11 protein-coding genes are annotated in these 13,540 nt (G+C 36.6%); 4 read left to right on the forward strand and 7 right to left on the reverse strand.

The window, feature by feature from the left end; genetic code table 11:
• Window positions 1–55: 55 nt before the first annotated feature.
• A complete protein-coding gene (locus CJF12_RS18250; RefSeq protein ID WP_034683862.1) occupies window positions 56–898 on the reverse strand; it encodes a hypothetical protein in 843 nt (280 codons plus the stop codon).
• 456 nt (window positions 899–1,354) lie between these two features.
• Between CJF12_RS18250 and der the strand changes: the two genes are divergently transcribed.
• Window positions 1,355–2,665, forward strand: a complete 1,311-nt coding sequence (gene der, locus CJF12_RS18255) for a ribosome biogenesis GTPase Der (protein ID WP_034683863.1) — start codon at window positions 1,355–1,357, stop codon at window positions 2,663–2,665.
• 6 nt (window positions 2,666–2,671) lie between these two features.
• A complete protein-coding gene (locus CJF12_RS18260; RefSeq protein ID WP_034683864.1) occupies window positions 2,672–3,313 on the forward strand; it encodes a 4'-phosphopantetheinyl transferase family protein in 642 nt (213 codons plus the stop codon).
• Between the two features lie 33 nt (window positions 3,314–3,346).
• Here CJF12_RS18260 and CJF12_RS18265 read toward each other — a convergent pair whose 3' ends face one another.
• The 3 genes from CJF12_RS18265 to CJF12_RS18270 are packed head-to-tail and all read right to left on the reverse strand — an operon-like array spanning window position 3,347 to window position 7,764.
• Window positions 3,347–3,685 (reverse strand): GNAT family N-acetyltransferase, encoded by a 339-nt coding sequence (locus tag CJF12_RS18265; protein ID WP_034683866.1) that lies wholly within the window; start codon window positions 3,683–3,685, stop codon window positions 3,347–3,349.
• Between the two features lie 18 nt (window positions 3,686–3,703).
• The gene (locus CJF12_RS20370) at window positions 3,704–3,829 is read right to left on the reverse strand and encodes a hypothetical protein (protein WP_262483409.1); all 126 of its coding nucleotides are present in this window, start codon (window positions 3,827–3,829) and stop codon (window positions 3,704–3,706) included.
• Window positions 3,830–3,843: 14 nt separating this feature from the next.
• The gene (locus CJF12_RS18270) at window positions 3,844–7,764 is read right to left on the reverse strand and encodes a Pls/PosA family non-ribosomal peptide synthetase (protein WP_034683869.1); all 3,921 of its coding nucleotides are present in this window, start codon (window positions 7,762–7,764) and stop codon (window positions 3,844–3,846) included.
• Between the two features lie 131 nt (window positions 7,765–7,895).
• Here CJF12_RS18270 and upp point away from each other — a divergent pair, with 131 nt between their 5' ends.
• Window positions 7,896–8,546: a uracil phosphoribosyltransferase gene (gene upp / locus CJF12_RS18275; RefSeq protein ID WP_034683872.1), complete on the forward strand. Its 651-nt coding sequence runs from the start codon at window positions 7,896–7,898 to the stop codon at window positions 8,544–8,546.
• 3 nt (window positions 8,547–8,549) lie between these two features.
• On the opposite strand, the gene CJF12_RS18280 is transcribed toward upp, so the two are convergent.
• The 3 genes from CJF12_RS18280 to CJF12_RS18290 all read right to left on the reverse strand — a co-directional run bounded on the left by CJF12_RS18280 (window position 8,550) and on the right by CJF12_RS18290 (window position 11,680).
• Window positions 8,550–9,239: an alpha/beta fold hydrolase gene (locus CJF12_RS18280; protein ID WP_034683875.1), complete on the reverse strand. Its 690-nt coding sequence runs from the start codon at window positions 9,237–9,239 to the stop codon at window positions 8,550–8,552.
• Window positions 9,240–9,393: 154 nt separating this feature from the next.
• A complete protein-coding gene (locus CJF12_RS18285) occupies window positions 9,394–10,047 on the reverse strand; it encodes a ComF family protein (protein WP_034683877.1) in 654 nt (217 codons plus the stop codon).
• 142 nt (window positions 10,048–10,189) lie between these two features.
• Window positions 10,190–11,680 (reverse strand): helix-turn-helix domain-containing protein, encoded by a 1,491-nt coding sequence (locus CJF12_RS18290; protein WP_034683879.1) that lies wholly within the window; start codon window positions 11,678–11,680, stop codon window positions 10,190–10,192.
• 126 nt (window positions 11,681–11,806) lie between these two features.
• On the opposite strand from CJF12_RS18290, the gene aceB reads away from it, so the two are divergent.
• Complete coding sequence (aceB, locus tag CJF12_RS18295) at window positions 11,807–13,384, forward strand: malate synthase A (RefSeq protein ID WP_034683880.1); 1,578 nt, start codon at window positions 11,807–11,809, stop codon at window positions 13,382–13,384.
• Window positions 13,385–13,540 lie beyond the last annotated feature (156 nt).

Raw genomic sequence — 13,540 nt, forward strand, 5'->3', positions numbered from 1 at the left:
TCCGCGGAACAACCTGTTCAACGGATTAATTTTAGTTGTTTTGTTCTAAATAGTTTTATCTAAAACGCTTTGATTCAAAAATATTGATTCCTCCAGAATTTACATTTCCTCCAGATATTCTGGCATATATGGCCCCGCTTTGATAAAAGAAGACTAAGTTGCTGTTATTAGTTCCAAAGCTAAAAGTTATATCGGCTGTGTAAGAAGATATGTTGGTGCTACCATTATCAGATGTAGAGCTTGTCGCAGGGTAGCGAGTTGATCCAGAGCCGGAGCCAGAACTGAAATTAGATACTGAAAACCCTGAGTTAACTCCGAAGCTTATGGTAGCCAGAATATTCGATCCGGTACCAGCAGGACCGAAAACCAAACCCGAATAAACTTTGAATGTTACGACGCCATTAGCTGCAATGTCTGTAATTTTCACTCCTGCTACTGAATTTGGAACAGTATAGTTACCATCAAAACTTAAAGCGGTAGGAGAAGAAGGGTCATAGGCTTTTACAATATAACCATTGGCATCGATGTATGCCGGAGCCAGCTTGTCGTAGTTTACTCCGGGTCTGCTGTTTCCATTAGATTTATCTTCCGTGGAAGGAGGGTTAATGAGTCTGAGGTTGGAACGGGAAGTTGTTCCGTAAAGATTTACCAGTGCATCATTGGTCGTATTGGGTGCCTGGTTGTCTGGTTTTCCTATATAGGTTCTACTATCCTCATATATTTCCATATTGCTGGCATTGGAGGAGTTACTGTTTTCTACGCTCAGAACCTTATTTGTTGAAATAGCGGTCTTGGATTTAACATGCAGGGTTGCATTAGGGGCTGTTGTGTTAATTCCTACTTGGGAATAGATGCTCATAGGAACTACAAGGGAAATGAGCTTAATAAAATTTTTCATAACGTAATTTTTAAATTATCAATGCGTTTGTTAAAACTGTTTTTATGCTTAAATTGAAGAAAGGTTAAAAATTTTCTTATCTTAAACAAGGGATTTTTATTAAATATAAAAAAAAATTTCCATTCTACGAGAAAAAAATATGCCAAAGTAGTAATAAAATAGAATTTTTACTTTTTTGGTGGAAAAATGATATTATGATGTTTATTGTTTATTTATTTTTTAAATATTTTTTTCAACTTATTCAAAATTTTAAATTGATGGTGTTTTGGAGTTGATCGTTGGTATGGAAAATTTTTGATATGCTAATCTTTATAAAAAAAGTTGAAGGGATTAAATAGTTTGAGTTTCAATTGCTAAATATAAAGCCTTATCTTTGCAAAAAATTGAGCTCCAAAAGTTGGAGTAACTCATTAATAACTTATCCTGAGGTTGTCGAAGGATTATTAAACATTTTTTATGTCAAACATTGTTGCTATTGTTGGTCGCCCCAACGTAGGAAAATCCACATTATTTAATCGTTTGCTGGAGAGAAGAGAAGCTATCGTAGACTCTACAGCAGGGGTTACCAGAGACCGTCATTACGGAAAATCAGATTGGAACGGAGTAGACTTCACTGTAATTGATACAGGAGGATACGATGTAGGAACCGATGATATTTTCGAACAAGAAATCCGTAAGCAGGTACAGCTGGCGGTAGATGAGGCTACTTCTATCATTTTTATGATGAACGTAGAAGAAGGCCTTACCGATACAGATTATGAAATTCATGAACTTTTAAGAAGATCCAATAAGCCGGTTTATATTGTTATTAACAAAGTAGACTCTGCTAAGGAAGAAGTGGCTGCCACGGAATTCTATCAGTTAGGAATTGAAAAATATTATACCCTTTCATCAGCAACAGGTTCCGGAACAGGAGAGCTGTTGGATGATATCGTTAAAGATTTTCCGACTACGGATTATCAGGATCCTTTCGAAGGTCTGCCGAAAATTACAATTGCAGGACGTCCGAACGTAGGAAAATCTACTTTAACTAACGCTTTACTGGATGTTGAACGAAATATTGTAACCGATGTTGCCGGAACAACAAGAGATAGTATCCAGACATTATATAATAAATTCGGACATGAATTTGTCTTGGTAGATACGGCAGGAATGCGTCGTAAGGCAAAAGTTTCTGAGGATTTAGAATTTTACTCAGTAATGAGATCGATCCGTTCTATCGAATATTCTGACGTTGTAATCATTATGGTGGATGCAACTCAAGGATGGGAATCTCAGGATATGAATATCTTCGGATTGGCTCAGAAAAACAGAAAAGGAATTGTAATTCTGGTTAACAAATGGGATTTGATCGAAGATAAGAAAACCAATACCATCCGTGATTTTGAAAAAGTAATTAAAGATAAGATCGGACAGTTTCAGGATATTCCAATTCTATTCGTATCAGCTTTAACGAAACAAAGAATTCTGAAGGCTGTAGAAGTAGCCATGGAGGTATATGAAGACCGTAAGAAGAAGATTAAAACTTCAAAATTAAATGAAGTAATGCTTCCGATTTTTGAACAGACTCCACCTCCTGCGAATAAAGGAAAATACATTAAAATTAAATACTGTGTTCAGCTTCCTACACCGTCGCCGCAGTTTGTATTCTTCTGTAATCTTCCGCAGTATGTTAAAGAACCATACAAGAGATTTACTGAAAATCAGTTGAGAAAAGAATTCGGATTTACCGGGGTTCCTATTGAAGTGTATTTCAGACAAAAATAATCATTCATGGAAGTTTGGATAGCCTACTGTTTTCTGGATAGAAATAATTCTGAAAGAGTAGAAGAGCTATTTGCTCAGCTTCCTGAATCTCTTCAGCAATCTGTTAAAAAGTATCAAAATACAGATGACAGACTGGGAAGAATGATATCAAAATTATTATTAGAGATTCTGGTAAGGAAAATAATTCCTCACCAGAATTTTTTTTGGCATTTGTATCAGAAAGATTCTCTGTCAAAGCCTTATCTCGATGGGCTGGAATTTAATTTCAGTACCTCACATAATGAAAAGCTGGCAATAGTTTGTGCTACGCCAGCCGGCCAATGCGGTATTGATTCGGAAGTCGTAAAACCAATAAATCCATCTATTTATTTTGATTTTCTTCATCCCGAAGAAAAAAGATTCCTCAGACAATTCGAAAATCCTATTTTACCTTTCTATGAAATATGGGTAAAAAAAGAAGCTGCATTAAAAGCTTCGGAACTTGGCATATCTGTAGATCTTCAACTTGTAGATACTCATCAGGAATTAATTCTTATTGATAAACAAAAGTATGTAGCTCAGCCTCTCCTCTTATCGTCAGATTGTATAACGTATATGGCTACTAATACAATGGCCAGTATTATTCATAGAGAGGAAGTTATTTTTTAATTATCATCAGCAGGTATTCCAAACCTGGATTAATTATAACCACTTTTCATATAATAGCCTTACGGGTTGATATCCCTGTTTGGCTAACCAGCTTTGCATTGTAGTATTGCTACACAGAGTAAACCGATAGATTTTACGGATATTGTAGTCTTTATATGCTGTTTCAAATGCTTTATTAAGAGCCGTATAAATTCCATGTTTTCTGTATTCCTGCTTTACATAGCCTTCAGAAACATACAGATCATCAGCATCTCCCAATTCAAAGTTACTGTCATCTTTTTCATCAATATACCCGAATAAAAAGCCTATGGCTTTTCCATCCACTTCAGCAATAAGAAATGTTCCGTCATTTTCCTCTTCACAATCAGCCATAAAACGTAAATAATGTTTTCATATCTGGCTCCATTCTGCTGTTTTTTCATTCATCTCTTTTTCAGAAATGTGAAGCTCACCAACCAGCTCATCGACAATAGGAAGGTGGTCTGCTATCTTTATTTTTCGAATGGTATAATTCATTGGTCTGCTTTTTATTATTTTCCCCGTATTGGACTTCCGTGCCATGATGTATGATCAGAAAGTACTTCCCCTTTCATAATGAGAGAGAGGGAGTCAATGTTTACATGATCACCGATTTCGGTGTCATATAAAATGATGGTCCTTGAATGGATTGTAGTTTGTTTTCCGATTTTTACACTACCTACCTTCATAATTCTATCTTCAAAAAGATGGGTTTGGGGGCCGCAATCCTCATTCAGCATAGCTTCATCACCTATGGTGACCATGTCGTATTCTGTAATGTCTGTTGTATTCAGCCATACTCTTTTGCCTATTTTTACTCCCAGGAATCTCATGAAAAAAGGAAGCCACATTGTACCGCGTAAGAAATCCAGAAAGAACAGTACCGGCAGGGCTTCATATATAGTGGTAATCCCCTCGCTTAACCAGACTTTCATACTGTACATGGGCATTTCAGTTTTTTTATACTTTCCGATCAGAATCCATTTCAACAATACCATAAAGAAAAAAGAAGGTAATGCCACGATGCCTAAGTAATAAAAAGGAGAGAACAGTAATAAATAATGAATCTTTCCTTCCAGAAAATTACTGGTATAAGCAATAAACAACACACTACAAATAATGATAACGGTCTGAGGTAGTATAATTCTGATTCCCTCCACAATTCCTCTGGCGAGCTTAAGATGGAAAGGAGGATTATAAGTGAGGCTATCTTTGAATCCATCTGATTTCTGCCTCATAGGTAGTCCGATAGGCGGAGATCCGAACCAGTCTCTCTCTGATGAATGTTCTAACTGTTCTTCGGTAGGTGCTTTGCTCAATACCCCGATCAGCATATTATCATCAAGTTCATATCCTTGAGGGATCAGTCCACTGTTTCCTACAAAGCTGTTATTTCCTATTTTAGTCCTGGCCAGGATCAACTTCTGATTTCTTACATCGTGTTCTCCTAAAATTACTGCGTCGGCAATAAATGAACCTTCACCTATTTCTAAAAGGTTATGGGAGACGTCACTCGCTGTTGAGATTTCTGAGTTTTTACCAACTTTAGCACCCATCATCCTGTAAAATTTGCTAATGTAAATAGAAGCAAAAAGAGGGTGTACAATAATCAGTGAAAGGTTAAAGATTTGGTCTTTGATCCATTTTCTATAATATATAAAACTGTATACCGGGTATACTCCTGGTTTCATATTGTATTGCAGGCATCGTGTAATTATACTTACTACTCCTATAAATAATAATATATATACGGTGGCGAGAATCGGGGCCTGCCATAAATAATAAAAATTGTAGTCTGCAGAACGATCATCCAGATAATAAAGAGTATATAAGGTAGGAGCAAGGGGCAAAATAATTAATAGTGGAAAGAAAAACAGAGAACAGGCGTAAAGTAAAGAATATCTGTTTCTTTTTGATGCCGAAACTAATACAGGAACCCGAACTTCTGCTTCACTTTTTACTCCTGTTTTTTCAGCAGGGCTGCCGTTCCAAATTTCACCAAATCCAATAGTTTTTCCTTCATTCAGGCAGCTTAGGTCCTGAAGTTCTCCAAATTCTTCAATGGTTGTATTTCCACAAACAATGGCAGAAGATCCAAGATAAGAATGAGATTTGAGATGTACTTTTCTTATTTTAAGAAGTCCGTTTTCTACGGAAGCATTATCGATACTGCATCCGGAGCTTGTGGTTACATTTTCATCAATAGTGACCAGATCTTCTGCTGCAATAGGCAGAAGGCTTAATTGTGCACTGGGATGAACCTTTACTCCTAATAATCTTAAATATTTGGGATACAAAGGGGTTTCTACGATAAATTCGGAAGGCATCAATCTTTTAATGGTTTTCCAGAGCCACCATCTGAAATAATACCATCCCCAGAGTGGATAATCTCCTTCTTTTATTCTTCCGATAACAAGCCACTTGGTTAAAAGGATGATGATAGAATAAACCGGTGGGATTAAAGTGTATAGTAACACGGCGCTTAATAAGGCAAGGCCGGTTCCGTAGCCGTTAAGCTGAAAATAATAATAACTCAGATAAGGAAAGAATATCTGGAGGCTCAATAGTGAAAACACTGCCATCAGTGCGAGGGTCTGAGCAAAATTACAGGCATAATATTGAAAGATTGAAACCCTTTTAAAAGGTTCCTGGCTGGATGTTTCCTGTGTTTGTTTATTTTTCAGACATTCTGCATAAGCAGAAAGCGGACGTTTTTCATAAATATCTTTTAAAGAAGCATACGGGATGCCTGCTTTTTGTCGTAAGTGAGAAACGAGAGTAGCTGCGAGTAAAGAATGCCCACCAAGATCTGTGAAAAAATCATGATTGAGCTGAATGTCTTTTCCCGGAAAGACCCATTGCAGGGTTTGGAGAAGTTTTTCTTCTAAGGAAGCATCCGGATTGATCTCGATCGTTTCATTTTTTTCATGAAGAGTAAAGCTATCGGGAATGGGTAATTTTTTACGATCAATTTTTCCACTTGGCATTCTGGGCATTTCCTTCATCTTAATAATAGCTATCGGAACCATATATGGAGCGAGGAATTTAGCCAGTTCTTTCCGCATTTCATTCTCATCAAATGGGGAATCATCGTTCATTATAGCATATCCAACCAGCTGACCTTGTCCATTGGAATCTTCTTTTACGGCTACTGCTGCGGAGGAGATATCAGGTAATTGATTAAGACGCTCTTCTATCTCGCCAAGCTCAATCCTATAACCACGAAGTTTGATTTGATCATCTATTCTTCCCTGGAAATCAATAAAGCCATTTTCTCTTATAATGACTGCATCTCCGGTTTTATAAATTTTATCTCCCGGAAGTTCCGGGAAGGGATTGTCCAGAAATTTTTGCTCTGTCAATTCAGGGAGGTTGAAATACCCATTGCTTACTCCCGGTCCGGATATGATCATCTCACCACGTTCACCTCGGGGAAGAATGTTTAAGTTTTCGTCAACAATGGCAATATGATAATTAGGTAAAGGATTTCCTATGGTAAGTTCTTCTTCACGATTGAGTTTGGCCATATTTGAAGAAACCGTTGTTTCTGTTGGACCATAGCTGTTAATAAATGTCCGATATGGTTTTGCCCATTTTTCCTGCACCTGTTTCGTGCATGCTTCACCTCCTGCATTAACTATTCTTATGGAGGGAACTTCATCGATTATTGCCAGGATGCTGGGAACTGCATGAAGAACCGTGATTTTATTCTGTACCAGAACTTCACTTAATTCATCGATTGCTTTTACGGTAGTTGCATCGGCAATCCAGATGGTTGCACCAGAGAAAAGACTGATCCATACTTCTTCACACCACATATCAAAAGAAACTGAAAATCCCTGATAAACCGTATCAGTATCTTTTATTTCTATAAAATCTTCTTCGGATCGGATAAGATGACATATGTTTCTGTGGGTAATCGGAATTCCTTTGGGGTTTCCTGTGCTTCCGGAAGTAAATAAGACATAGGCCCAGGAATCAGGAGTATTATGATCTGGTGGATTCGGAATTACACTCTCAGGCTGTGGAGTAATTCTTATGGCAGGACAGTGGATGTGAGCATCGGTGTCAGAAAAATAAGTTTTTACGTTGATGTCGGTAAAAACTTTTTTTATCCGGTCTTCCGGCATCTCCCTGTCTAATGGAATATAGGTAGCTCCGGCTTTTAATATTCCCAAGATAGCTACCGGAAGCTCCAAACTTCTTGGATACCATACACCAACACAATCACCGGGTTGTACACCTTCATCTCGAAGCTGCAAGGCTACTGCGTTACTCCAACTGTTGAGTTCTTCATAGGATAGTTTTCTGTCTTTGAATATAAAAGCTGTTTTGTCTTTATAATTTTCAAATACGGGAGCTAATAATTCGGTAAGGGTTTCATTTTTTAGAAAATCGGGAACAATTTTTCCTAAAATAAGGCTTTTCATCATGTACTAATATGTATTGGGAAACTTTTATAAATATACTTTATTTCTGTTGATGTTCAATCTCCGATTTCGTTTTTTAATTGTAATTTTGCAGGAATTTAAGTGAACTAACTGTAATTAAAATTTAAATATTCATGCTTACTATTTTATCGGAAAACTTTTCCCTTGTTAATGAATGGATTAATGAACTTCGTAATGTAGATGTTCAACATGACCGGATGAGATTCCGAAGAAATATGGAGCGTATTGGAGAAATTGCCGCTTTTGAAATTAGCAAAGGATTAGAACAGAGAGAAGTTGAAATTCAAACTCCTTTGGATACGATTAAAGTAAAGGAAATTGCAGTTCAACCTGTTATTACTACTATTCTGAGAGCAGGAGTTCCTTTGTTTGAAGGGATTTTAAATTATCTTGACAGGGCTGACTGTGGCTTTGTAGCCGCTTACAGAAAACACGATGCCAATGATTATTTTTCGATCAAACAGGATTACCTTACATGTCCGAGCATTGAAGGGAGGCCTTTAATCGTTGGAGATCCTATGCTGGCAACCGGAGCGTCACTTATTGAGGCAATCAAAGATTTGCTTACCCATGGAAAACCTACTCAATTACATATTGTAGCAGCTATTGCTTCCAGACAAGGGGTGGAAACTATTGAGAAAGCTTATCCGGAAGCTAAAATATGGGTAGGTGCTATCGATGATGAGCTGACTTCTAAAGGATACATTACTCCGGGATTAGGAGATGCAGGAGACCTTAGCTATGGCGAAAAATTACAACGTTAATATTTAATATTCATTCCAGAAATCTTTCATCAGATCAATCAGTAACTTTGGACGTACTTTATCCATTGGATGTTTGGTATCCGGAAGTATGGACAGTTTTGCATTAAGGATGCTTCGGTAAAATCGTTTGCTTTCGTCTATGCTTACCATATTGTCTTTATCTCCAAGCATTACCTGAACAGGAAGGTTCATGGTGGCCAGGTTGTTTTGGTTTAGGACAGGATTTCTTCCTAAATCAATCATTAAATCAGCAATAGCGGAAAGCAGCTGCTTCCATTGAGAGCCATGTTGTGCTTCCAGTTGTTCTGCATATTGAGGGACTTTTGTAAGAATAGTTTCCGGATTTAGCATAGCAGTTTCTTTTAAAGCTTGTTCCTCTGTCCACTCGAATTTCGTTCCCAATGTTATAACAGAATGTACATAATCCGGTTGCTGTAAGGCGTAACAAAGCCCCACGTAACCTCCCATACTGTGTCCAAAAATATGAACATTTTTTAAATGGTTTTCTTTACAATAGGTGTGTATTTCCTGGACGTATTTTTCAATGGAAATGCCATCTTCGGGTAATTTGGTACCCCGATGTCCTGAAAATAAAGGGGTGTGCAGATGAAAATATCTTGATAATTCTTCCTTGTAAGGGATAAATAAATCACTGTGCCCCAAAGCTCCGTGAAGTAAAAGAAGGTTTTTCATAAGTATTAGTTTGGTGGAAAATTATAAAAAACATTTGAAATAAATAGAATATCACAATAAATAGCAAAAAAAATAATCATATTATTGAAATTATTGAATCAACTATCATTTATTACCCATTACCTATTACTCATTGCTCATTGCTCATCGTTGCTTATTCATCCATCGCTATTACTAAAACACTGACCTTATTATTTCCGTTACTTAAGATCTCCCAGGCAATAGTTCCGAGCGTATTTCCGGTGGTAAACACATCGTCAATTAAAAGAACGTGTTTTCCGGAAATGGGTCTGGTGACTGAGAACGTGTTTTGGCTCTCCAAACGATGCTTTTTATTCTTTAAAGCCTGAGCTTTAGAATCGTGATTTCTTTTGATCAAATGATGATCGTATAGGATCGTATAGAAGTCGGATAGAGCTTCCGTAAACAGATGCAATTGATTATATCCCCGTTCTTTTTGTTTCTTGGGATGTAGAGGAACGCTTACCAGAAGGTCAGGTTTTTTATTATTGAAGTCTAATCTTTCTGCAACCCATCCGGCCAGAATTTTCCCGGCTTTTTCTCTGGTTCGGTATTTTAATTCATGAATGATCTTTCTGCTTAGATTTTTTTCTTCAAACCGCATTAGGGCAAAAGCATTTTCAACAGGAAATAATAGCCGGCATTTTTCTTTAATCCTGCTTTCTTCGAAATAGGAGGAGTGATAGAAATGGATGTTGGAAAAACAAAGATTGCAGATCAATAGATCCGCACTAATTATCCGGTTGCAATGAATGCAACGGTTAGGGAAGAAGATATCCAGAATCATTTGTGTGTGTTTATAAAACTAATATAAGTAATATTTTAACAGATCCCGATATATTTTTCCTCTGAACTATGTTTGCAGGCTTTCAGTCTGTATTTCGAAAAATACATGATATGATAGCTTCATTTGTCATGCTTAGGGTATTTTATTTTTTATTTCCTGATTCTATTTCCTTACGTATTTTTTCGATGGAGGCCTTCATGCTGAGGTTAAAATATTCTTTTTCCAATCGAACAGGGGGTGCTTGCCTTACTTCACAATCGGCAATGCTGCATGACTCGCAGGTGACACCTACGTTGATCGTCTGTAAAGAAGGAGATTTGATAAAGTTTATCTTTTTTATCGTTTGGGAGTTCAATAATATTCCAAGACAATAACTTCTGTTGCTTCCGTCGGAAAAAGGGTTTTTCTGAGAAGTTGAGATTACCAGATAGCTTATCCCCTGATCTTTGTAATGGGAAATCTGGGCATCTGTCAAAGTTTCGTTTTGTTTTAAATGATGTAGGTTTTTTACGGCAATCCATCTTCTGCAATAATGTTCATTCGTTGCATTGGCATGAGGAGCCTGCTGATGATTGAGATGAAGTTCTTTTAAAATCTGTATTTTATCTGAACCTTTCTTTTTGACCAGACATAAATAGAAGAGATCTTTAATCCCAATCTCAGATGAAAGGATGTTGGTGAGCCTGTAATAAAAGGTTTCCGGAGAATTGGTAAAACTATCGATGAGGCTGGTGAAACTTTGAGGTTTCCAACTGTTTTGTAGAAAGAAGTCCGAGGTGTTTTCAATAATTTTTTCTTTCGAAATCAATAGAGCACCTGCAAAATAAGACGCATAGAAATTATTCAGGATTTCTTCAAAACTTCCGAAATCCAACCATGAATATGTATTGGGGCGATTCTTTAAATATAAAATCGTAAATCCTATTTCTTTGGCTAAGATAAAGACTCTTTGATCTTTCTCCAGCTTTTTATTAAGCAACAATAATTTCTTTTCCGGAATAAATAGAGAACGCAAATTGTCTAAAGTTCCATAAGGTTCAAAATCCTCTGATTGAATAGTATATTTGAATTTTTCAATCAAGATATTTTCTAATACTTCAGATTTTAAATTTTTATTGAATTCCAGATTGTTTTCTTTGGCAAACTGGATCACTTTTTCTTCGATTTCAGGAAAATAATTGTCGTATAATTCCTGAAAAGACCGCAGTACGGCAAAATAAAAACGTTCTTTTCCTAAATTGTAATTCTGGGAGATCTCAATCAGCGCATTGATAAAAGCGGTTACTTTTTTAGGAGCATCACTGATAATACTGATGAGGTTATTCTTGTTAATTCCGAAAAGATCTAAAGGAACTTCTTTAAAAAAATCGGATTGTAAAATTTCATTAAATGGAGCTAGGCTTTTATCCAGTTTTGTAGAAACCAGATCATCAAATGTGCAGTTCAGAGCTTCAGATAGCTGAATGATTTTATCATGTTTCGGATATTTTTTTCCATTTTCAATTTCATTAAGGTAAGATTTTGATAGACCGGTTTTTACGGCAAGGTCTTGCAAAGACCAATTTTTCTTTTGTCTTTGTTGTTTCAATTTTAATCCGAAAACCGTTTTGATAAAGTCGCTTTCTGCATTCATTACTCAAATATAAATAATTGATTGCGATTATTCGCATAATAATTTTAAAAAAAAAATAGCGAACGTTCGCTGTTTGTGAAAATTTTTATTTATGTTTGTAATATCAAATCACAAAATCAGATAGTTATGGAAACGCAGACTCAATTAAAAATAAAGGCTGGTAGCCAATTTGAAGAAGTTTTTACTCCGGAATTGACGGAATTTCTGATTGAACTTCATCAGAACTTCAACGGAAAAAGATTAGATCTTTTGGAAGAACGCAAAGAAACCCAACTGGATTTTGATCGCGGAAATCTTCCCCGCTTTTTTCCTCAGACGGAAGAAGTCCGAAAAGGGAACTGGTCTTGTTCTCCACTACCGGAAGATTTGCTGGACCGAAGAGTAGAAATTACTGGACCGGTAGATCGAAAGATGATTATTAATGCTTTGAATTCAGGGGCTTCTACTTTTATGGCTGACTTTGAAGATAGCAATTCCCCTACATGGAACAATTGTATAGAGGGACAGATTAACCTCTCAGATGCAATCAATAGAAAGATTGATTTCATTAATGAACAAGGGAAATCTTATAGCCTTAATGAAAAAACAGCAGTTTTACAGATTCGTCCAAGAGGTTTGCATCTTCCTGAAAAGCATATTGAGATTAACGGGGAAGAAACTTCCGGTTCGCTGGTGGATTTTGGAATGTATTTTTTCAGAAATGCTCACCAATTATTAAATAATGGAAGCGGTCCTTATTTTTATCTTCCCAAATTAGAACATTATAAGGAAGCCCGCTGGTGGAATGAGGTTTTTGTATTCGCGCAAAACTATCTGCAGATTCCTCAGGGAACTATTAAAGCAACGGTTTTAATCGAAACGATTACTGCGTCTTTTCAGATTGATGAAATATTATATGAATTAAAAGAACATAGTGCTGGTTTGAACTGCGGACGATGGGATTATATCTTTTCCTATATCAAAAAGTTCAGAAATCTTCCGGAATTTATTGTACCGGACAGAGATCAGGTAACGATGACTTCTCCGTTTATGACAGCCTATTCAAAAAGAGTGATTGAAATCTGTCACAAACGAAATGTACACGCAATTGGTGGCATGGCTGCACAAATTCCTATTAAAAATGATCCGGAAGCCAATGAGGTAGCTTTTGGAAAAGTAAAGGCAGATAAAGAAAGGGAAGTAAAAAATGGTCATGATGGAACCTGGGTAGCACATCCAGCTTTGGTTTCGATTGCTAAAGAAATTTTTGATCAATATATGCCTACTCCTAACCAGATTGATAAAAAGGTAGAATATCAGATTAAGGAAAGTAATCTTCTGGAAATTCCAAAAGGAGAAATTACAGAAAAAGGAGTCCGCAAAAATATCAATGTAGGGATTCTGTATCTGGAAAGCTGGCTGATGGGAATTGGCGCTGCTGCAATTTATAATCTGATGGAAGATGCTGCCACTGCAGAAATTTCAAGAACACAGATTTGGCAGTGGCTCAAGAATGAAGCGGTTTTAGCAGATGACAGAGTATTGACCCGTACCATGATCTTACAATGGGAAGCAGAAGAAATGGATACGATTGAACGGTATGTTGGAGCGGAACGTTTTAAAACCGGAAAGTTTAATCTTGCAAAAGAGCTTTTCAATGAGTTGATTTTCGCTGAAAAATTTGAAGAATTCTTAACGTTGAAAGCATATCCTTTTATTGAGTAAGTGCATTTGAGTGTTTGAGAGTAGGGGTGTTTGAGTTTAGTACTATAAAGAAAGCTTTTAATATTCTTAAATAATAGTTCGATACAGAATGGCGAACTATTATCTCCTGCAACCTAATCCCTACTACCTAATTATAATTAATAACAAATCCAAATA

The organism is Chryseobacterium piperi, from assembly GCF_002285635.2.
Lineage (GTDB): Bacteria > Bacteroidota > Bacteroidia > Flavobacteriales > Weeksellaceae > Chryseobacterium > Chryseobacterium piperi.